This is a genomic window from Nonomuraea bangladeshensis (assembly GCF_039529455.1).
GTDB lineage: Bacteria > Actinomycetota > Actinomycetes > Streptosporangiales > Streptosporangiaceae > Nonomuraea > Nonomuraea bangladeshensis.
In genome coordinates this window covers 714,959-735,323 of record NZ_BAAAMV010000002.1, presented here as the reverse complement: position 1 = coordinate 735,323, position 20,365 = coordinate 714,959, and the positions used below count along the sequence as shown (strand labels likewise).

Annotated in this window: 22 protein-coding genes; 8 read left to right on the top strand and 14 right to left on the bottom strand. The window is 74.4% G+C overall.

From position 1 onward, the window contains the following. The first annotated feature begins 12 nt into the window (after positions 1 to 12). The 8 genes from ABD292_RS07550 (at position 13) to ABD292_RS07515 (ending at position 8,523) form a co-directional block, all read left to right on the top strand. The gene (locus ABD292_RS07550) at positions 13 to 2,142 is read left to right on the top strand and encodes an MMPL family transporter (protein WP_344206287.1); all 2,130 of its coding nucleotides are present in this window, start codon (positions 13 to 15) and stop codon (positions 2,140 to 2,142) included. Positions 2,143 to 2,189: 47 nt separating this feature from the next. After that, positions 2,190 to 2,639 (top strand): hypothetical protein, encoded by a 450-nt coding sequence (locus tag ABD292_RS07545; protein ID WP_344206286.1) that lies wholly within the window; start codon positions 2,190 to 2,192, stop codon positions 2,637 to 2,639. Positions 2,640 to 2,648: 9 nt separating this feature from the next. Further along, complete coding sequence (locus ABD292_RS07540) at positions 2,649 to 3,614, top strand: GlxA family transcriptional regulator (RefSeq protein ID WP_344206284.1); 966 nt, start codon at positions 2,649 to 2,651, stop codon at positions 3,612 to 3,614. 124 nt (positions 3,615 to 3,738) lie between these two features. Next, positions 3,739 to 3,888 (top strand): putative ATP-grasp target RiPP, encoded by a 150-nt coding sequence (locus tag ABD292_RS07535; RefSeq protein WP_344206282.1) that lies wholly within the window; start codon positions 3,739 to 3,741, stop codon positions 3,886 to 3,888. Positions 3,889 to 3,990: 102 nt separating this feature from the next. Further along, a complete protein-coding gene (locus ABD292_RS07530) occupies positions 3,991 to 4,992 on the top strand; it encodes an MvdC/MvdD family ATP grasp protein (protein ID WP_344206280.1) in 1,002 nt (333 codons plus the stop codon). After that, positions 4,989 to 5,984, top strand: coding sequence for a TIGR04500 family putative peptide maturation system protein (locus ABD292_RS07525; RefSeq protein WP_344206278.1), 996 nt, complete (start codon positions 4,989 to 4,991; stop codon positions 5,982 to 5,984). The genes ABD292_RS07530 and ABD292_RS07525 overlap by 4 nt, the downstream gene beginning before the upstream one ends. Then, positions 5,969 to 6,388: a hypothetical protein gene (locus tag ABD292_RS07520; protein ID WP_344206276.1), complete on the top strand. Its 420-nt coding sequence runs from the start codon at positions 5,969 to 5,971 to the stop codon at positions 6,386 to 6,388. Before ABD292_RS07525 ends, ABD292_RS07520 begins: the two co-directional genes overlap by 16 nt. Next, the gene (locus ABD292_RS07515; RefSeq protein ID WP_344206275.1) at positions 6,385 to 8,523 is read left to right on the top strand and encodes a peptidase domain-containing ABC transporter; all 2,139 of its coding nucleotides are present in this window, start codon (positions 6,385 to 6,387) and stop codon (positions 8,521 to 8,523) included. Before ABD292_RS07520 ends, ABD292_RS07515 begins: the two co-directional genes overlap by 4 nt. 6 nt (positions 8,524 to 8,529) lie before the next feature. Here ABD292_RS07515 and ABD292_RS07510 read toward each other — a convergent pair whose 3' ends face one another. The 14 genes from ABD292_RS07510 to ABD292_RS07445 all read right to left on the bottom strand — a co-directional run bounded on the left by ABD292_RS07510 (position 8,530) and on the right by ABD292_RS07445 (position 20,332). Next, positions 8,530 to 8,742 (bottom strand): hypothetical protein, encoded by a 213-nt coding sequence (locus ABD292_RS07510; protein ID WP_329578318.1) that lies wholly within the window; start codon positions 8,740 to 8,742, stop codon positions 8,530 to 8,532. Positions 8,743 to 8,769: 27 nt separating this feature from the next. Beyond that, positions 8,770 to 9,381, bottom strand: coding sequence for a LysE family translocator (locus ABD292_RS07505; RefSeq protein WP_344206274.1), 612 nt, complete (start codon positions 9,379 to 9,381; stop codon positions 8,770 to 8,772). A gap of 60 nt (positions 9,382 to 9,441) precedes the next feature. Next, positions 9,442 to 10,416, bottom strand: a complete 975-nt coding sequence (locus ABD292_RS07500; protein WP_344206273.1) for a helix-turn-helix transcriptional regulator — start codon at positions 10,414 to 10,416, stop codon at positions 9,442 to 9,444. Between the two features lie 44 nt (positions 10,417 to 10,460). Continuing rightward, the gene (locus ABD292_RS07495) at positions 10,461 to 11,225 is read right to left on the bottom strand and encodes a sulfite exporter TauE/SafE family protein (RefSeq protein WP_344206272.1); all 765 of its coding nucleotides are present in this window, start codon (positions 11,223 to 11,225) and stop codon (positions 10,461 to 10,463) included. Positions 11,226 to 11,318: 93 nt separating this feature from the next. Further along, positions 11,319 to 12,548 carry a M20 family metallopeptidase gene (locus ABD292_RS07490; protein WP_344206270.1) on the bottom strand — a complete coding sequence of 410 codons (1,230 nt, stop codon included), beginning with the start codon at positions 12,546 to 12,548 and terminating at the stop codon, positions 11,319 to 11,321. After that, positions 12,548 to 13,543: a ketopantoate reductase family protein gene (locus ABD292_RS07485; RefSeq protein WP_344206269.1), complete on the bottom strand. Its 996-nt coding sequence runs from the start codon at positions 13,541 to 13,543 to the stop codon at positions 12,548 to 12,550. The genes ABD292_RS07490 and ABD292_RS07485 overlap by 1 nt, the downstream gene beginning before the upstream one ends. Next, positions 13,540 to 14,310, bottom strand: a complete 771-nt coding sequence (locus ABD292_RS07480) for an SDR family NAD(P)-dependent oxidoreductase (RefSeq protein WP_344206267.1) — start codon at positions 14,308 to 14,310, stop codon at positions 13,540 to 13,542. The genes ABD292_RS07485 and ABD292_RS07480 overlap by 4 nt, the downstream gene beginning before the upstream one ends. After that, a complete protein-coding gene (locus tag ABD292_RS07475; protein WP_344206265.1) occupies positions 14,307 to 15,602 on the bottom strand; it encodes an MFS transporter in 1,296 nt (431 codons plus the stop codon). Before ABD292_RS07475 ends, ABD292_RS07480 begins: the two co-directional genes overlap by 4 nt. After that, positions 15,599 to 16,531, bottom strand: a complete 933-nt coding sequence (locus tag ABD292_RS07470) for a polysaccharide deacetylase family protein (protein WP_344206264.1) — start codon at positions 16,529 to 16,531, stop codon at positions 15,599 to 15,601. Before ABD292_RS07470 ends, ABD292_RS07475 begins: the two co-directional genes overlap by 4 nt. Continuing rightward, complete coding sequence (locus ABD292_RS07465; protein WP_344206262.1) at positions 16,528 to 17,544, bottom strand: Lrp/AsnC family transcriptional regulator; 1,017 nt, start codon at positions 17,542 to 17,544, stop codon at positions 16,528 to 16,530. The genes ABD292_RS07470 and ABD292_RS07465 overlap by 4 nt, the downstream gene beginning before the upstream one ends. A gap of 130 nt (positions 17,545 to 17,674) precedes the next feature. Then, on the bottom strand, positions 17,675 to 18,292 hold the full coding sequence (locus tag ABD292_RS07460; protein WP_344206260.1) for an ATP-dependent Clp protease proteolytic subunit: 618 nt from the start codon (positions 18,290 to 18,292) through the stop codon (positions 17,675 to 17,677). 2 nt (positions 18,293 to 18,294) lie between these two features. Continuing rightward, positions 18,295 to 18,477, bottom strand: coding sequence for an ATP-dependent Clp protease proteolytic subunit (locus ABD292_RS07455; RefSeq protein ID WP_344206258.1), 183 nt, complete (start codon positions 18,475 to 18,477; stop codon positions 18,295 to 18,297). A 171-nt stretch (positions 18,478 to 18,648) separates the two neighbouring features. Continuing rightward, a complete protein-coding gene (locus ABD292_RS07450) occupies positions 18,649 to 19,509 on the bottom strand; it encodes a DUF2268 domain-containing putative Zn-dependent protease (RefSeq protein ID WP_344206256.1) in 861 nt (286 codons plus the stop codon). Between the two features lie 52 nt (positions 19,510 to 19,561). Beyond that, complete coding sequence (locus ABD292_RS07445) at positions 19,562 to 20,332, bottom strand: hypothetical protein (RefSeq protein WP_344206255.1); 771 nt, start codon at positions 20,330 to 20,332, stop codon at positions 19,562 to 19,564. Positions 20,333 to 20,365: the final 33 nt, after the last annotated feature.

The window sequence follows — 20,365 nt, the reverse complement described above, 5'->3', positions numbered from 1 at the left end:
GAGGTGATCACGATGGCGCGGCGGCATGTCCGCTGGCTCGTCCCGGCGCTGCTGGTGCTGGTATGGCTGGCGGTGGGCGGCGGCCTCGGGCCGTTCGCCGGCAAGCTCGGCGAGGTGTCCACGAACGACCAGGCCGCCTTCCTCCCCCAGAGCGCGGAGTCGACGCGGGTGCTGGAGGAGCAGGAGAAGTTCCGGCAGGGCGAGGCGCAGCCGGTCATCGTGGTGTGGACGGCCGACGGGGGCGAGGCCGCCCTCACCGAGGCGCAGCAGGCCGCCGCCACCCGGGCGATCGCCGCGCTGAAGGGCGCGCGGGACGTCGCCGGCACGCCCTCCCCCGCCTTCCCCTCCGACGACGAGCGCGCCCTGCAGGGCGTCGTCCCGCTCAACCCCGAGCTCTCCGGCTCCGAACTCCGTGACGCCCTCGACCGGATCGGCGACGCGGTGGCCGTGGACGGGCTGCGGGCGCAGCTCGCCGGCCCCGCCGCCTCCCGCGCCGACCTGGCCGGCGCCTTCGCCGGCATCGACGGGCTGCTGCTCCTGGTGGCGCTGGTGACCGTGCTGGTCATCCTGCTCGCGGTGTACCGGAGCGTGCTGCTGCCGCTGGTCATCATCGTCGGCGCGGTCTTCGCGCTCGGCCTGGCCTGCGCCGTCGTGTACGTCCTGGCCGACCGCGACATCGTCCGCGTCGACGGCCAGGTCCAGGGCATCCTGTCCATCCTCGTGATCGGCGCGGCCACCGACTACGCGCTGCTGCTGACCGCCCGCTTCCGCGAGGAGCTGGCCGCCGGCCGCGACCGCTACGCCGCCGGCCGGGTGGCGCTGCGCCGCTCGGTCGAGCCGATCCTCGCCAGCGCCGCCACCGTGGCCCTGGGCCTGCTGGCGCTGCTGCTCAGCAACCTGACCAACAACAAGGCACTCGGCCCGGTCGGGGCGATCGGCATCGCCTGCGCCGCGCTGAGCGCCCTGACGTTCCTGCCCGCCGCCCTCGTCCTGCTGGGCCGGGCCGCCCTGTGGCCGGCCAGGCCGCGCTCGGCGGAGGCCGGGGCGAGCGGGATCTGGAGCCGCGTCGCCGGCTGGGTGGACCGCCGCCCGCGCCGGCTCTGGGTCGCCACCGTCCTGCCGCTGGCCGCGCTCGCCCTGCTCGCGCCGCAGCTGGAGGCGCGGGGCGTGCCCCTCGACGAGACCTTCATCGGCGAGACCCCCTCGGTGGCCGCCCAGGCGACGCTCGGTGAGCACTTCCCCGGCGGCTCGGGCCAGCCGGCCGTCATCGTCGCCCCGGCCGAGCGGGTGGAGGACGTGGTGGCCGCGGCCGAGGCCGTCAGAGGCGTCTCGGAGGCGGCGGCGGTCAGCGCGGGCGGCCGGCCGGGCGGCGCCCCCACGGTCGTGGACGGCAAGGTGCTCGTCGAGGCCACGCTGCGCGACGCGCCGGACAGCGACGCCGCCCTCGACACGGTCGCCCGCCTGCGCGCCGCCCTCGACCGCGAGCAGGGCACCATCGTCGGCGGCTACACCGCGCAGCGCCTGGACACGACGGACACGGCGCGGGAGGACACGCTCATCATCGTCCCGGTGGTGCTGGTGATCATCCTGCTCATCCTGGTCCTCCTGCTGCGCTCGCTGGTGATGCCGCTGCTCCTGGTGGCCACGGTGGCGCTGAACTTCCTGGCCACGCTCGGCGTCTCGGCGCTGGTCTTCACGCACCTGTTCGGCTTCACCGGCAGCGACGCCTCCGTCCCGCTGTACGGGTTCGTCTTCCTGGTCGCGCTGGGCGTCGACTACAACATCTTCCTCATGTCCCGCGTACGCGAGGAGACCGGGCGGCACGGGCCGCGGGAGGGCGTGCTGCGCGGCCTGGTCACCACCGGCGGGGTGATCACCTCGGCGGGCGTGGTGCTGGCCGCCACCTTCGCCGCGCTGGTGGTGATCCCGCTGTCGTTCCTGGTGCAGATCGCGTTCATCGTGGCGTTCGGCGTGCTGCTCGACACCCTGGTGGTGCGGTCGCTGCTGGTCCCGGCGCTGGTGCGGGAGCTCGGCGGCCGGGCCTGGTGGCCGAGCCGCCTCGGCCGCCGGGCCGACGCCGGAGCCGGCGACCCGGCGAAGGTGCCCGCCCTGGCGCGCTCGGACGACGAGCGCCGTTCCTGAGACGCCGCCCTTCTCCAGGGGCGGGAGCGTCCCTATGCTCCCGTTCCATGAGCGACTTGTCGCCGTACCTGGCCGCCACGCCGATCCTCGACCACGGCCATCCGCGGGTGCTCGCGCTCGCCGCCGAGGCCCGCGCGGCCGGGGCGGCGGGACGTGACCTGCTGATCGCCGCGCACCGGCTCATCGCCGCACGGGTGCGGCCCGTGTACGCCCTGGACGACGAGCAGCCGGCGTCCCGCACCCTGCTCCGCGCCCGAGGGTCGTGCAGCCAGCGCCTGGCGGTGCTGGAGGCCGTCTCCCGGGCCTGCGGCATCCCCACCCGGGTCAGGGGCCTGCTGGTGGACGGCCGTTTCTGGCACGTACGCACCGACCTCGGCCGGTTCGTCGCGCGGGACGTGCTGTTCCGGGAGCACGGGCAGACGGTGTGCCGGCCGGTCCGGGCCGCCGTGGACCCGGTCATGAGCCGTTACGCCGCTTCCGCCGGGAAAGCGAACTAGATTCGTCTCATGGACGTGCGCCGGGTCGCCGTCGTCGGCTACGACGGCGCCGAGCTGATCGACATCGCCTGCGTCACCACGAGCCTCGGCATGGTCAGCGAGTACGGCCGCGCCCGCGTCCCCTACCGCACCCAGCTGCTGACGCCGGGCGGCCACCCCATCAGCCTGCCCACCGGGCTGAGCCTGCAGGGCGGCCACCCGCTGGAGCGCGCCACCGGCCCGTTCGACACCGTGCTCGTCTCGGGCGGTCTCGGGCACGAGAAGGCCGCGGGCAACCCGCTGATCGTCGCCCACGTACGCCGGCTGGCGCGCGAGAGCCGCCGCATCGCCTCCATCTGCACCGGCGCGGGCATCCTGGCCGCCGCCGGCCTGCTGCACGGGCGGCGCGTCACCACCCACTGGCGCTACGCCGGCGAGCTGGCCGCCCGCCACCCCGAGGTGACCGTGGACGCCGACCCCATCTACATCCGGGACGGCAACCTCATCACCTCGGCCGGCGTTACCAGCGCGCTGGACCTGTCGATCGCGCTGATCGAGGAGGACCACGGCGCCGAGATGGCCCGGCTGATCGCCCGCCACCTGGTGATCTACCTGCAGCGCCCCGGCAACCAGGCGCAGATGAGCATCTTCACGGCCGCGCCGCCGCCCGGCAACGACGTGGTGCGCGGCGTGGTCGAGCACGTCCTCGCCTGCCTGGACGACGACCTGTCCGCCGCCGCGCTGGCCGCCCGCGCGGGGATCAGCGTCCGGCACCTGACCCGGCTGTTCCTCACCCATCTCGGCCGCACGCCCGCGCAGTACGTCAGGCACGCCCGCCTGGAGGCCGCCGCCCACCTGCTGGCCGGCACGTCCCTGCCGATGCCGGCCGTCGCGGCCCGCTGCGGCTTCGGCTCCGCCGAGACCCTCCGCCAGGCGTTCACCACCAGGTACGGCATCGCGCCCTCCCGCTACCGCCAGGTCCACGGCGGCCACTGAGAAGGGCCCGTAGTGGATCACAAGTCAGTCTCAAGTGCTCATCCCTAACGTTCGGGACGACCGGCGCTCATCGTGGGCGCCGGGAACCCGGAGGGCCGCGGTGACGCGGCCAGGAGAGTGAGTCATGTCGAAGATCACGATCGACGATCTGCCGTTCGAGGGGGCCGAGCTCTCGCAGGCCGAGCTGGGCGAGGTGGCCGGCGGCCGGCGCAAGGAGTGGACCGCCAGCGCCTGGACCCTCGACGACGTGCCCTACGAGTGGTGGCTGATCTGAGATCCGGCGAGAGCCGATAGCTGAACCGCGCGGTGGGACGGCGACGTCCCACCGCGCTCTTTCGTGAGGACGTTCTGGACGGGACCGGCAGTGATAATGATCATGAGCGCGCGCGGGGACGGCGCCGCCGAGAAGGTGCTGGGCGCGCTGCTGCGGCGCGGCGCCCGGCTGCTCGGCGACGACGGGCCCGGCGTACCCGTGCTCTGGTGGGACAACGGCGACTTCCCCGGCGCGAGCCGGATCACCGCGGAGCTCGCCGGCGACCGGCGGCGGCTGCTCCTCGACACCGGCGAGCACACCGTGGACCTGTCGGAGGTCACCGCGGTGTGGCGCAGCCGGCCGAGCGGGCCGCGCGCGGCCGCGGAGGTGAGCGAGGACAGCCACCGGGAGCACGCCCGGCTGCAGGCCGAGGTCATGCTCGACGGCGTGTGGAGCCTGCTCGGCGCCCGCTGGCTGCCCGGCACCCGCGCCGACGAGCTGCGCGCGCACAACAAGGTCTTCCACCTGGCGCGCGCCGCCGCGCTCGGCTTCACCGTGCCCGACACGATCTACACCAACGACCCGGCGCGGCTCGCGCCCGCGTACGAGGCCGCGGGCGGACGCCTGGTGGCCAAGCAGATCGCGGCCGAGCGGTTCAGGATCGACGGCGAGCCGCACCGGGCGTACACGACCGTGGTCGGGCGGCGGCACCTGACCTCGCGGCACCGGCTGCGGCACGAGCCCGTCATCCTGCAGCCGTACGTGGACAAGGCCGTCGAGCTGCGCGTCATCGTGGTCGGTGAGCGGGCGCTCGCGGCCGAGATCGACGTCTCCGCCTCCGCCACGGCCCGGGACGACTGGCGGCACTACGACAACGACCGCGTCCGGTACGGGCCGCACGAGCTGCCCGAGGACGTGGCGCGGCGCTGTGCCCGGCTGGTCGCCGACGTCGGCCTCACCTACGCCGCCCTGGACCTCATCGTCACGCCCGGCGGCGAGTACGTGTTCCTGGAGCTGAACTCCAACGGCGCGTGGGGGTTCGTCGAACTGTGGGCCGGGCTGCCGGTCAGCGACACGATCGCGGCCTGGTTGATGGATGGGCTGATGGATGGAGGGAAACCGTGACGGGAAGCGCGTTCGCGCAGGCCCTGGAGTCGGGGGTGGAGCTGCTGCGCTCGCTGCCGCGCCGCCGCTCCGCCGTGCCCGCCGCGCGGGCGGCGGCCCGCGACTGGGCGGCGCGGCATCCGGCGGTCGCGGCGCAGCTCGTCGTGGACGAGCGGCCGGGGACGCCGGTGGTGGACTACGACCTGCTCCTCGACCACCCCGGCGGCGGGACCGTGGCGGTGACCGCGCCCGCCGAGGACGGGGTGCCGTGGCTGGTCGACCACTCGACGCACTGGGCGGCCGGGCAGCTCGTCAGCGTGGACGGGGTGCACGTGTCGGTGTCGCAGGCGCTGACCATGCTGCGGACGCTGTCGAGGGGCGACGCCTCGCCGTACCAGGAGATCGTGGACCAGTGCCTGCTGGCGGCGGCCCTGGACGAGGCCGGCGGCGACGACGTGCCCGTGAGCGCGGCGGACCTGCAGGCGACGGCGGACGCGTTCCGCCGGGGGCGCGGGCTGCACGACCGGGCGGCCACGCTGGCCTGGATGGCGGCGGCGGGCATGTCGGGCGAGCAGTTCGAGTCCTACCTCGCCGTGATCGCCCGGCGGCGGCGCTTCCGCGCGGACAAGGAGGCCGAGCTGGCCCCGCGGCACCTGGCCGCGCACCGGGCGGACTTCGCGCGGGTGCGGGCCGTCTGGGTGACCGGGCCGGCGCAGGTCGTCGCGGCCGACGCCGGCGAACTGGCCGGCGCGGCGGCCTCGCACGAGGAGGCGGTGGTGACGGTGGGCGCCCGCTGGGAGCACGAGCTTCCCGAGGCGCTGCGCGGCGCGGCCCCCGGCGACGTGGTGGGACCGGTGCCCCTGGCTTCCAGGGGGTTCCTGACCGGGGCCGTGCTGTCCAGGACCGCCGCGGGCGACGACCCGGAGACGCTGGCGGCGGCCGGGCGGGCGGCGTTCGGGCGGTGGCTGGCGGAGCGGCGCGCGGCCGCCAAGGTCGAATGGCACTGGTCATGAGCGACCCGTACGACGCCACCCGTCCCCTCCACCACCCCCGCCACGCCGCCCCGCCGCCCCCGGCCCCGCCTCCCCCGGCCCGGCCGCCCTCGGCCTCGCCGCCTTCAGCCCGGCCGCCCTCGGCCCCTGCTCCGGCCTCCGCTCCCCCGCCACTCCCGGCCTCGCCGCCCTCTCCCCCTGCTCCGGCCCCCGCTCCTCAAGGCGCGCGGCCCGGGACGGGCGGGCGGGGCATCTACCGGGAGGAGGCGTTGCGGAGGAGGGCCGCCGGCCGGGGCCCCGCCGAGACGGGGCCCACGGTGGGCGGCCCGTCGTTCCTGGTGCTGTGGCTGATCGTGATGGCGATCCTCGCGGCCGCCGTCGTCCTCACCGTGCTGACCCTGCGCGCCGCGGGAGCCGCCGCGTGATCCGCCGCCTGCCCGTCATCCTGCAGAACACCACCACCGAGTGCGGCGCCGCGTGCCTGGCGATGGTGCTGTGCCACCACGGCCGCCGCGTCACCCTCCACGAGGTCGCCGAACGCCTCCAGGTCGGCAGGGACGGCCTGAGCGCCAAGGCCGTCGTGGACGGCGCCCGCGAGCACGGGCTCAAGGCCCGCGCCTTCTCCCTGGCCCCCGAGGACCTGGCCCGCGTGCCCCTCCCGGCGGTCGCGCACTGGGAGTTCAGCCACTTCGTGGTGGTGGAGCGCTGGGCGCCGGACCGCGTGGACGTCGTGGACCCGGCGACGGGCCGCCGCAGGATGACCGCCGAGGAGTTCGGCGCGGGGTTCACCGGCGTGCTGCTGGTGTTCGAGCCCGGCGAGGGGTTCGAGCGCGGCACGACGTCGATGGCGAGCGCCTGGCGCAGGGAGTTCGTCCGGACGCTGTTCCGGCGGCGCAAGGGCCTGCTGGCGCAGATCGTGGCCGCCTCGCTGCTGCTGCAGGTGCTCGGGCTGGCGCTGCCGCTGTTCTCCCAGCTCCTGCTTGACCTGATCGTCCCGTCGCGGGGCGTGGAGGTGCTGACGCTGCTGGGCGGCGCGGTGCTGCTGGCGGGCGCGGCCCAGCTCGCGATCGGCTACCTGCGCAGCGCGCTGCTCGTGGCCGTGCGGGCGCGGGCCGACCAGGAGCTGACCGAGGGGGTGGTCAAGCATCTGGTGGCGCTGCCGTACCGGTACTTCACCCAGCGCGGCAAGGGCGACCTGGTGACCCGGGCGGCCAGCGTGGCGCAGCTCGGCGACATCCTCACCAGTCAGGTGGTGGCGGCGCTGCTGGACGGGCCGCTCGCGGTCGGCTACCTGGTGGTGGTCTACCTGTGGGACCCGGTCTTCGGCCTGGCGCTGACCGGGGTGGCCGTGGTGCAGACGGTCCTCATGCTGGTCACCGCGGGCCGGGTCGCCACGCTGACCCGGCAGGAGCTGAACGCGCTGTCGGCCTCGCAGGGCAGCCTCATCCAGACGATCAACGGGATCGAGACGCTGAAGGCGTCGGGGGCCGAACGCCGGGCGGTGGAGCAGTGGTCGGCGTACTTCGCAAGGCAGGTCGACGCGGACGTGCGCACCGGGCTGACCCGGGGCCTGCTGGAGTCGTCGCTGGCGGCGATCCGGGTGATGGCGCCGCTCGGGCTGCTGTGGCTGGGCGCCTGGCGGGTGCTCGACGGGCAGCTCACGGTGGGCGCGCTCATCGCGCTCAACGCGATCGCCCTGGCCGCGCTGACCCCGCTCGGCTCCCTCATGACGGGGCTGCAGAGCCTGCAGCAGGCGGGCGCGCACTTCGACCGGCTGTCGGACATCCTGGCCTCGGAGCCGGAGCCGAGCGAGGGCATCGAGGTGCTGCGGCTGCGCGGCGCGATCGAGTTGCGCGGGGTGAGCTTCCGTCACGACCCGCGCAGCCCGTGGACGGTGCGGGACGTCTCGGTCGCCATCCGGCCCGGCCAGAAGGTGGCGCTGGTGGGGGCGTCCGGCTCGGGCAAGACCACGCTCGCCCGGCTGCTGCTGGCGCTGCACCTGCCGGTGGAGGGCGAGATCCGCTACGACGGCGTCCCGGCCGGTGAGCTGAACCTGCGGACGCTGCGCCGCCAGTTCGGCGTGGTCACCCAGGACCCGTCCCTGTTCAACGGCTCGATCAGGGAGAACATCGCGCTGAACGACCCGGCCGCGCCCCTCCAGCGGGTGGTGGCCGCGGCCCGTCTGGCCGAGCTGCACGAGGAGGTGATGGCCATGCCCATGGGGTACGAGACGATGCTCACCGACGGCGGCGGGCTGTCGGGCGGCCAGCGCCAGCGTCTCGCCCTGGCCCGCGCGGTGCTGCCGCGCCCCAAGGTGCTGCTGCTGGACGAGGCCACCAGCAACCTCGACAGCGCCACCGAGGCCGCCATCGAGGCGAATCTGGGCGGCCTCGCGCAGACGAGGATCGTCATCGCCCACCGCCTGAGCACGGTCCGCGACGCGGATCTCATCCTGGTGGTGGACCGGGGGCGGGTCGTGGAGCGCGGCACGCACGAGGAGCTGCTGGCGCTGCGCGGCGGCTACGCCCGCCTGGTCGCGGCCCAGAGCGCGAGCCGATGAGAGCGGTCAGCGGCGGCCGTACTTCTTGTGCACGGCCTGCTTGCTGACCCCGATCGCGTCGGCGATCTGCGACCAGGCGAGCCCGGCGACGCGGGCCCGGCGGACCTGGCCGGCCTCCAGGCGTTCGAGCTCGCGGCGCAGCGCGGTGGTGGCCCGCAGGGCCAGCAGGGGGTCGTCGTCCTGCGTCTGCCGCATCAGGGTCGCCAGGTCGTCGCTCATGCCCCTAAAGGTAGTCCAGGCCGGTCGTCACCGGGACTCGGCGACCAGCCGGACGCCGAGCCCGATGAGCACGACGCCGGAGATCTGCTCCAGGCGGCGGCGCACCGCGGGCCGGCCGAGCCAGTCGGCGGCCCTGGCGACGGCCCAGATGAGCAGGCTGTACCAGAGCAGGTCGATGAGCACCCACACGACGGCGAGGGTGACGAGGGTGGCGGGCCCTTCCTGCCCCTGCGGGACGAACTGCGGCAGGAACGACAGCGCGAACACCGCCGCCTTGGGGTTGGCCAGGCAGGTGCCGAGCCCGGCGAGGTAGGCGGCCCGCCGCCCGGGTGCGGTGGCGACCTCGGGGGCCGGGGCGCCCTTGCGCGCCTGGCGGAGCGCCTGCACGCCCATCACGACCAGGACGGCCGCGCCGGCGACGCGCATGACGTCGTAGGCGAGCTGGGAGGCGACGAGCAGCGCCGACAGCCCGAACGCGGCGGCCAGGCCCCACAGCAGGATGCCGGTCTCGTTGCCGAGGGTGGCCGCGAGGCCGCCGCCGCGGCCGGAGCGGATGGTCTGGCGCAGGATGATGGCGGTGCTGACCCCGGGGACCATGGCGATCAGGACGCACGCGCCGGCGAACGCGAGTAGGTGCATGGCGGGCATCGTGACAGAGCCGGACGGTCCCGCGCCGCCCCTTTTCCGGCCGCGGTCCGGTCAGCCGTAGAGCTTGTGCAGCTCGGCGACGGCCTCGCGCATGAGGGCGCGCAGCTCGGGCGGCTCCAGCACCTCGACGTCGGCGCCCATGCGCAGCAGCAGCCAGCGCGCGTGCGTGATCGACTCGACGGGCAGGGTGAGCGTGAGCCAGCCCTCCGGGTCGGGCTCGCCGGCGGCGGCCAGCGCGGTCTCGACGACGTCGCGGCCCAGCGTGTACGCCAGCAGCTCCCCCCGCCCCGGCGCGAGCTTGACGACGCACTCGGCGGTGTACATCCGCTCGCGGAACTCCTTGGCGTACCCGGCCCAGAACGCGGCCAGCTCGAAGCCCTCGGGCCGCTGGAAACGGCCGGGCAGCGTCTCCAGGGTCAGCACCCGCGCCACCCGGTAGGTGCGCGGCGGGCCGCCGGGCGGCGCGGCCACGAGATACCAGGAGCCGCCCTTGAGCACCAGCCCGTAGGGGTGGACCACCCGGTCGACCTCTTTCTGACCCCACCGCCGGTAGGTGATGTGGATGGGCCGCTGGTCCCACACCGCCTCGGCGACCTCGCCGAGGTGCGGCACGTCGTCGCCGGAGCGGTACCAGCTCGGCACGTCCAGCAGGAACCGCTCGCGCATGCGCGAGGCGTGCGAGCGGGGCTCGGGCGGCAGCGCGGCGAGGAGCTTCAGCTCGGCGGTGGCGGCGACGTCGGCCAGCCCGAGCTCGGCGGCCGGTCCCGGCAGCCCGGCCAGGAACAGCGAGGACGCCTCTTCGGCGGTGAGCCCGTTGAGCCGGGTGCGGTAGCCGTCGAGGAGCTGGTAGCCGCCGGCGGGGCCGCGGTCGGCGTAGACCGGCACGCCGGCCGCCGACAGCGCCTCGACGTCGCGGTAGACGGTGCGGACCGAGACCTCCAGCTCGGCGGCCAGCTCGGGCGCGGTCATCCGGCCCCGCGTCTGCAGGAGCAGGAGCAGCGAGAGCAACCGGCTGGCACGCACCATTCCATTGTATTGCCGCCCCCTTGCCGTGTTCAGGAGGAAAAGGGTCAGCCGGCGAACTGCTGCCAGCCGAGCCTGGCCACCATGGCGACGACCACGCACAGCAGCACGACCCGGACGAAGGCCGCGCCGCGCCTGATCGCCATCCGCGCGCCCAGCTGGGCGCCGGCGACGTTGCACACCGCCATGCCGAGCCCGAGCGCCCACTGCACGTGCCCCTGCAGGCCGAAGACGAGCAGCGCGCCGATGTTCGTCCCCACGTTGATGATCTTCGCGGAGGCCGACGCGGAGACGAAGTCCAGCCCGAGGATGGTGGTGAAGGCGATGATGAGGAACGTTCCCGTGCCCGGCCCCATGATCCCGTCGTAGAAGGCGATGCCCACGCCGGCCACCGCTACGGCGGCCACGACCCGGCGGTCGGTCCGCAGCTGCGGCTGCGGCAGGGCGCCGAGCGAGGGCCGCAGCGTCACGAACGCGGCCACGCCGAGCAGCACCACCATCACGGCCGGGCGCAGCACCTCGGTGGAGATCGCGGCGGCGGCCCAGGCGCCGAGTCCCGCGCTCAGCACCGCCAGCCCGGCTCCGGGCAGCGCCACCTGCCGGTCGACCTTGGTCGAGCGGGCGTAGGCCACGGCCGCCGAGGCGGTGCCGAACACCGACGACAGCTTGTTGGTCGCCATCGCCTCCACGGGCGGCAGCCCCGTGATCATGATGGCGGGCAGCTGCACGAGCCCGCCCCCGCCCACGACGGCGTCGACCCAGCCGGCGGCGGCCGCCGCGGCCAGCAGCACCAGGATCTGCTCCAGCGGCACGCGCCACTCCCCCGATTTCCCCCGAGAAACCCCAAGAGTGTACAAGTGCCCCTTCGGCTGGTGACGGAGGGGCCCGGCCGGGCCCCTCCGGGATCAGCCGGCGGCCAGGGCGTGGAGCAGGCCCGCGGTCAGCGCGGACCGTTCCAGCATTCCGCCGACGCTCACGTGCTCGTGCCGGGCGTGCGCCCCGTCGCCCACCGCGCCGAGGCCGTCCAGCACGGGCACGCCGAGCGCGGCGGCGAAGTTGCCGTCGCTGGCCCCGCCCACCGCGCACTCCAGCAGCTCGATCCCCATCCCGCCGGCCACCTCGCGGGCCAGGCCGAACAGCCGCGCGGTGCCGGGGCCGCGCTCCATCACCGGCCGGTTCCAGCCGCCCCGCAGCTCGAACGAGGCCCGCTCGTCGTGGGGCCGCAGCGCGGCGAGCGCCGCCCCGATCCGGGCGGCCTCGGCCTGGCTGGCCACCCGTACGTCCACCTCCGCGTGGGCCGCCCCGGCGACCACGTTGGAGCCGGTGCCGCCCGAGACGACGCCCACGTTGAGCGTGGTGCCGGCGTCGGGGTCGGCGAGGTCGTGCAGGTGGCGCACGACCCTGGCCAGCTCGTCGATGGCGCTCGCGCCCTTGGCCGGTTCGAGCCCGGCGTGCGCCTCGACGCCCGTGATGGACAGGTGGAAGATGCCGACGCCCTTGCGCGCGGTCTTCAGCGCGCCGTCCGCGCTCGCCTCGAAGACGAGCACCGCGGCGGCGCCCTTGGCGGACTCCTCGATGAGCGGGCGCGACAGCGGGCTGCCGATCTCCTCGTCGCCGTTGAGCAGCAGCCGCACCGGCGGGCGCGGCAGCCCGGCGGCGTCCAGCGCGCGCAGCGCCCACACGAGCTGGACCAGGCCGGCCTTCATGTCGAACGCGCCGGGGCCGGTGGCGAGGTCGCCGTCCACGGTGAACGGCCAGCCCGCCAGCGTCCCCGCGGGCCAGACCGTGTCGTAGTGGGCCAGCAGCAGCACCGGCGCGTCCCCGTGGCCGGGGTAGTCGTTGACGCGGGCGTCGCCGTACACGGCGGGCTCGCCGCGCCCCCCGGCCCCGCCGCTCGCGCCGCCGTCCACCCTGTGGGTGGCCGACGGCGGCCCGAGCCGCTCCTCCAGCCAGCCGTCGAGCCAGCGCAGGCCCGCGTCCAGCAGCGCCTTGTCGTTGCTGGGCGTCTCCAGCGACACGTACGCCGCCAGGTCGGCGAGCAGGTCCTCGCGATGCCCGCCGATCCAGTCGCGCAGCTTCACCGCGACGCCCTCCTTGTCGCTCTCCTCGTTCGCCGCCTCGTTCTGCGTGGTCATCAGGCGCCCTCCAGCGCGGCGAGGTGCTCCTCGCCCATCGGCGCGCGTCCGGCCTCGACGTCGGCCAGGCGGGCGAGCACGCCGCGCAGCAGCGGCGTGTCCACCTGCCCGGCCTCTGCCTCGGCCAGGACGGCACGGTAGTGGTCGTGAACCTCGACGGGACGGTGGCGGACGGCGATGTCGCGCCAGATGCCGCTGCGGTCCTTCGGCTGCGTGCGCAGCCATGCCGTCAGACGGTCCGTCGCCTCTTCACGTACCCGCTCGGGGGCCTCGGGAAGATAGGCGGCGGGCTCGAACGCGTCGAACGGCTCCAGCCGCAGCCTCAGCCGCCCGGCCACGGCGAACACCTCGGCCACCAGCGCGTGCATCAGCGGCCGGTGCCGGTCGATGAGGTCGGCCATGGGGGCGTCGGCGAGGGCGGTCGCGGTCAGCATGGCGCCGAAGCCGAGCTTGGACCACAGGTGGCCGAGGACGTTGCCGGTCGCCTTGGCGCCGAGCGGCGCGAGGTCGGCCACCAGGTGGTCGACGCGGGGGCTCGCCGAGCCGTCCAGCTCGCCGATGACGAACGCCCCCGGCCCGCCGTCGCGGATCACGCCCGGCTCGACCACGTCGGCGAACAGGTTGACGAACGCGCCGATCACCCGCTCCCGCCCGACGTGCCCGGCGATGAGCGGCTCGTTGAGGCCGTTCTGGACCGAGACGACGTAGCCGCCGGGGGCCAGGCGGGGCGCGATCCAGGCGGCGGCGGTCGCCGTGGCCTGGGCCTTGACGCACAGCAGCACCTTCGTCAGCGGCCCTGACGTCTCATCGGGGGTGGCGGCGTCGACCTCGGCCCGCTCGTCGCCGCCGGCCCTGCGCAGCACCAGGCCGCGCTCGCGGACGGCGGCCACGTGCGCGGCGTCGGCGTCCACGAGCCGCACCCGGTGGCCGCCCCTCGCCAGGTGGAAGGCGATGGTGCCGCCGATGGCGCCGCCGCCCACAACGGTGTAGGTCATGGCTGTTGTACCTCGCTCGTTCCCGTCCAGTGCAGGGGCAGGGCGGTCGTGCCCGCCGAGGCCCCTCCGTCGACGCGCAGCACCGCGCCGGTCACCCATTCCGCCTCCGGCCCGGCCAGCCAGCGCACCGCCCGCGCCACGTCGGGCGGCAGGCCGCGCCGGCCGAGGGGGTTGGCCGAGACGGCGGCGGCGTACTCCTCGGTGACCGGGTTGGCGGCGCTGTCCACCGTGACGAAGCCGGGGCTGACGGCGTTGACGCGCACGCCGAGCGGGCCGAGCTCAACGGCGGCTGCCTTGGTCAGCATCTCCAGCGCCGCCTTGGAGGTGCAGTAGTGCGCCGCGCCGGGGCGGGCGCGCAACGCGGCCCCGGAGGCGATGTTGACCACCGACCCGCCGCGGCCGCTCGCCGCGCAGGCCCGGCCGAACGCCGCCGTGATCAGCATGGGGGCGCGCACGTTGACGTGCTGCACGCGGTCCCACTGCGCGGCGGTCATCTCCAGGAACGGCGTCGCCGGGTAGATGCCGGCCGCGTTGACCACGACGTCGACCGGCCCGTACGCCTCCCAGGCCCGCGCGACCAGCGCCTCGGCGGCCTCGGCGTCGGCCAGGTCGGCGGTGAGCACCGCGGCCCCGGTGCGCCGGGCCAGCTCGGCCAGCGGCTCGGGGCGCAGGTCGGCGGCGGTCACGCGGGCCTGCCCGGCGTACAGCTCGCAGATCGCGGCCCCGATGCCGCCGCCCGCCCCGGTCACCAGGATGTGCTCGCTCACGTCAGCTCCTTGCCCTTGGTCTCCGGCATCGTGGCGTAGACGGCGACGCCGACCAGCGCGGCGGCGGCCACGTACAGCCAGACCTGGTCGCGGTGGCCGTTGGAGGCCAGCCAGGTCGTGACGTAGGGGGCGGTGCCGCCGAAGATCGCCACGGACAGCGCGTACGGCAGCCCGATCCCGGTCGTGCGCACCTCGGCCGGGAACTGCTCGGCCATGATCACCGCGCAGTTCGCGGAGTAGCCGACGATGAGCACCATGCCGACGATCTCGATGGCGAGCAGCGAGCCGAACCCGCCGTCGAGGAACTGGAACGCCGGCCAGGCCAGCGCCAGGAACCCGACCGCGAAGGCGAGCATCGTGGGCTTGCGCCCGATCCGGTCCGACAGCAGCCCGCCGAACGGCAGCAGCACCAGGAAGATCACCACCGCGATGGTGTTGGCGAGCAGCGCCCGGCTGAGCGGGATGCCGGTGGCGACGTGGGCGTAGGTCGGCATGTAGCTGACCCAGACGTAGTAGATCAGCGTCCCGGCGATGGTCACCCCGGCCACGCGCAGCGCGGCGCGCGGGTGCTCGCGCAGCATCGTCACCAGCGGGTTGGCGCGGGTACGGCCGGAGGAGGCGGCCTTGGCGAACGCCTCCGTCTCCGGGACCGAGACCCGCAGCCAGAGCCCGACCAGGCCGAGCAGCCCGCCGAGGCCGAAGGCGACCCGCCAGCCCCAGCTGTGCAGCGCCGCCTCGTCGAGGGTGGAGGTGAGCACGAAGCCGAGCGCGGAGGCGATGAGCACGCCGCCGCCGACGGACACCTGCTGCCAGGACCCGGCGAAGGCGCGCCGGCCGCGCGCGGCCGACTCGATCAGGAACGCCGAGGAGGTGCCGAACTCGCCGCCGGCCGAGAAGCCCTGCACCAGCCGGGCCAGGACCAGCACGATCGGGGCGAGGACGCCGATGGTGTCGTAGCCGGGGCAGATCGCGATGACGAACGAGGCGCCCGCCATGAGCGAGATCGTCAGCGTCAGGCCCTTCTTGCGGCCGTGACGGTCGCCGTACGCGCCGAGGATGGCCCCGCCGATCGGCCGCATGAGGAAGCCGACGGCGAAGACGGCCAGCGTGGACAGCAGCGCGGCGGTCGCGTCACCGGTGGGGAAGAACTTCGCGGAGAACACCGACGCGAACGTGGTGTAGATCGCCCAGTCCACCCATTCGACGGTGTTGCCGATGGCGCCGGCCACGATGGCCTTGCGCTGCGCGGGGCTGAGCCGGGTGGCCGGGGCGGCGGTGGCGGTGGTGCTCATCGGGCGTGCTTCCAGACGTGCTCGGCGACCTGGGCGTGGGTGGCGTACCAGACGCCCTGGTGGGCGGCGATGTGGTCGAGCAGCTCGGCCAGCGCCGCCATGCGCGAGCGGTGGCCGATGATGTGGGGGTGCAGGGTGAGCTGGAACAGCCCGCCCTCGGCGTAGGCCGCGTCGAACTCATCGCGCCAGATCCCGGCCACCTGGCGCGGCGGCGTGTACGGCCGCAGCGCCGCGTAGCGGTCCATCATCAGGTAGGGGGCGTCGTCCCTGATCCACTCCACGGGAATCTCGACGACGCCGGTGGGCTCGCCGTCGGCCAGCAGCTCGTACGGCTCGTCGTCGGCCATCAGCGAGGAGTCGTAGCTCAGGCCGAGCTCGCGGGTGATGGCCAGGGTGTGGTCGGAGAAGTCCCAGGACGGGGTGCGGATGCCGGCCGGGCGGGTGCCCGACAGCTTCTCCAGGGTGTCGGCGGCGCGGAACGCCAGCTCGCGCTCGTCGGCGGGGCTGAGCAGCATGTTGCGCTCGTGGATCCAGCCGTGCATGGCGACCTCGTGGCCGGCGGCGACGTAGTCGCGCACCTCGCCGGGGTGCAGCAGCGCCGAGACGGCCGGCATGAAGAACGAGGCCGGGATGCCGTGCCGCTCCAGCAGGCGCAGCACGCGCGGGGCGCCGACGCGGGCGCCGTACTCGCCCTGGGAGAGCTTGCCCGGCCGGGTCTCGCCGTCGCGCAACGGGATGGTCTCGTGGTCGGAGTCGAAGGACAGGGCCACGGCGGCGCGGGCGCCGCCCGGCCACGAGCCGGGGCGCAGGCTGCGTCCGGCGCGCACCCGCGCGACGTGGCCGCGCCAGGTCTGCTCGTCCCACTGCCAGGGCTGCGAGACGTTAGGGGTCGGGGCGTCGGGAGTCGGGGCGTCGGGGGTTGCGGTCATGCGGGGTTCTCCGTTGATCGTGCGGCCGGCGTGGGGGTCCAGGCGCGTTTGAGCGTGGTGAGCTGGAGGGTGACGTCGGCGGCGCGCAGGCCGGGCAGGGAGCCGACGTCGTCGGTGAGGTAGCGGAACAGCGCGCCGTAGTGGCGCAGCGCGACCTGCGCCGCCAGGTTGAAGCGACCGGTGGTGGCCGACAGGTAGCGGGTGCCGGGGTGGGCGGCGAGCTGCCGGCCGGCGCGTTCCAGCAGGCCGGGCTCGACCTCCAGCCAGAGCATGAACTCCAGCGCGTAGCCGAGCACCTCGGGCTCGGTGAGGGTGCGGAAGCGCAGGCAGCCGCGGCGCACCAGGGACTCCACGCGCCGCTTGACGGTGGACTCGCTGCTGCCGGCGATCTTGGCCAGCGTCTTGTACGGCAGGCGGCCGTCCTCGCCGAGCGCCTGGACGATGGCCTGCTCCAGCTCGTCCAGGCGGTCCGGCGGGCCCTCGCCGACGAAGTCCTCGAACGGCGGCTCGGCCGCGTCGCGCAGCTCGGCGGTGGCCGCCTCGTCCAGGACGCCCGGGTTCCAGTCGTGGTTGGAGACGAACGTGCGCATGACGGCGTGCGTCTCGCTCTCGCTGACCCGGTCGCCGCCCCCGGGCACGTCGGCGATCATCACCCTGCCGATGGCGGCGTGCGTGGGCACCACGAACTCGGCCACGCAGTCGGCACTGCCCGACACGACGGCCACGAACCTGGCCTCGGGGCGGGCCGCGATCGCCGCCGCCACGTCGTACGTGGTGCCGGGGCGGCAGCGGAAGCGGCTGAGCACCGGCACGCCGAGGCCGCAGCGCAGCACGTCGACGACGCCGATGACGCGCAGGAGGCCGCGCTCGCCGAGGGCGGCGGCGCGGCGCACGACGGTGGACTCGCTCGCGCCCACGAGCCGCGCGACCAGGCTCCAGGGGGCCCGGCCGTTGAGCTGGAGCGCGGCGGCTATGGCACGGTCCAGCTCATCGACTTCGACGTCATCTTGCATGGGAACCATGCTGACTGACGGAATCCCCCGAACGCAAGTAAAGAAATGACGCTATCCCCCTTGCGGAGGGCTCCGGAAACGACGAAGGCGGCGCGCCATGGGGGCGCGCCGCCTTGGGGGTGACCGGAGATCAGCGGGTGGGGGCGAGGACCCGCTTCCTGGAGGCGTGGATGTCGTCCACCAGCCCGTAGGTCCGCGCCTGCTCGGCCGTGAAGATCCGGTCGCGCTCGATGTCCTTGCGGATCTCCAGCGGCGACCGCCCCGTGTGCCGGGCCAGGATTTCCTCCTGCTGGTCGCGCATCCGCAGGATCTCCCTGGCGTGGATCTCCAGGTCGCTGCCCTGACCGCGCCCGCCCTCGGTGTGCGGCTCGTGCAGCAGCACCCGCGCGTGTGGCAGCGCGGCCCGCCTGCCCGGCGAGCCGGCCGCGAGCAGCACGGCCGCCGCCGAGGCCGCCTCGCCGATGCAGACGGTGTGGATCTCCGGCCGGACGTACTGCATCGTGTCGTAGATCGCGGACATCGCCGTGAACGACCCGCCGGGCGAGTTGATGTAGAGGCTGATGTCCTGGTCGGGGTCGATCGACTCCAGCGTCAGCAGCTGCGCCATCACGTCGTTGGCCACGGTGTCGTCGATCGGCGCCCCGAGGAAGATCACCCGGTCCTCGAACAGCTTGTTGTACGGGTCGAGCTCCTTGACGCCGTAGGAGGTGCGCTCGGTGAACGACGGCAACACGTAACGCCCGCTCATCTTCAGTTCATCCCTTCGGCGACGCGGTCCACGAAACCGTGCTCCAGGGTTTCCTGCGCGGTGAACCACCGGTCGCGGTCGGAATCGGCCTGGATGTCGACCTCCTGGCCGAGAACGACGATGCGCTCCTTGAGAAGCCGCCGGCCGAGCTGGTCCGGCCAGGCCGCATGCTTGGTCTCCGTCACGGGAGTCGCCTTCCTGGTGCGATTGATCGCTGCGGAAAACGCTAGTCCCGGCCTTTCCGAACAACGGCGAGTTTTCGCTTGCGGCGCATTTCTCTAAAAGCGCATTCCCCCCTCGGCGAATTCAGCTCGACATTCTTTCGCCCATGTGCGAAGGGCCCCGGGAAACGCCCGTCAGCGCACGCCGCCGCGCCGCATCAGCTCGGCGGCCGGGAGCAGGGTCGCCTCCGTGGCCGTCAGCCCCGTGGCCTCCAGCGCGCGGTCCACCAGCCGCAGCCCCACCGCGTAGCCGGCCATGTCGGGAACGCCGCGCGGCTCCCCGCCGAAATCGCGCATCGCGCCGTCGCCCAGCACGTACGCCGGCGTGTGCCGCATCCCCTGCAGGTCGAAGTCCTTCATGATCAGCTCGTACGCCCGGTCGAACTCCTCCCCCGTCACCTTCTTCGACCAGGGCCCCATCGCCTCCGGCCCGGACAGCTCCCGTACGAACGCCTCGGCCAGCCCCTCCGCGACCACGTGCTCCCCCACGGTCACCGTCACCGGGTTCCACTCCACGTTCATGAAGCGCACGTTGTGGTGGAACTCGTGCACCGCGCAGTGCGCGATCCGCCCGATCACGTCCTCATCCGGCCAGGCCAGCAGGAACAGCCAGCCGGGCGAGCCGCCCATGCCGTAGTAGCCGCCGGAGCGCCCCATCAGGTTCTCGTTCTCCGGGTCGCCGAGCACGAGCATGACCTGCAGCGACTCGGCCTGCACGGCGCCGCTCAGCCGCTCGGAGGCGCGCTCCAGCTCCCGCCGCACCTGGCCGAGCACGTCGGCCTCGATCATCCGCTCGACGGCGGGCAGGTAGCGCGGGTCGTCGGCGTCGACGCGGAAGCCGCCCGCCTGGTGGTGGATGTCCACGATGTCGCCCGGCATCGGGATCGCCGCGCGCATCGGCGTGAGCATGTCGGCCACCGCGGCCGGCCGCTCGTCCAGGGGCCGCCGCAGCAGGGCGGCCATCGTCGTCAGGGTGTCGTGCACGATGAACTCCATGACGAGGACGCTAGAACCTCACGTCACGTGAGGGTCAACGTCTTTAGACGCCTCAGAGCGGGGACCCATCGCCGTTGTCGTCGCCCGGCGACCTGCCCGGCGTGAGCGGCCCGCTCTGCGACGGCGACGGCGACAGCGACGGCGAGGGCCGCGGCTCGGTGGTCTCCGGCACGGGCGGCGGCGTCGGCACGAACACCGTCGGCGGCAGCTGCCGCGGCTGCGGCTCGCTGTCGCTGCGCCCGAGCACCAGGAGCAGCAGCATCGCCGTCACCAGGGCCAGCAGCAGCGCCAGCGCCAGCGCCGCCATCAGCACCCGCCGCCGCGTCTCGGTCAGCGGGCGGCGCCGCGTCACCGGCCCCGGCAGCGCGGGCGCGCGGTCGGTCAGCCAGTGCGGCACGAAGTCCGGCCCGTGCGCCTGCCCGATGAGCGTCCCGCCCACCATCACCGGCTGCAGGAACCACTCCGCGCCCGGCCGCCCCGGCACGTACGGCACCGCCACCCACGGCGCGCTGCTCAGCTCGCTGTCCAGCACCTCGGGCGCCCCGTCCAGCACGGCCGTCCGCTGCCGCCCCGCCCAGCCGAACCAGGGACGCCGGCCCGCCCGCTCGGCCCCGGCGCCCCTGATCGCGGTGATGAACCGCTCGCGCGCGGCGGCGTCGAACGCGGCGCCTCGTGTCAGCACGGCCAGCGACACCGCGCGCCCGTCGGACGCCTGGCCGAGGTAGACGAAACCGGCCGGCGCCTGGTGCAGGCGCGCCTGCACCACGAACGGCCCCAGCCGGGGCGGATCGCCGTACTGCAGCGGACTTGCCACGTTTGCCATGAAAGCACAGACGTGGCGTCGTGCACGTTTGCG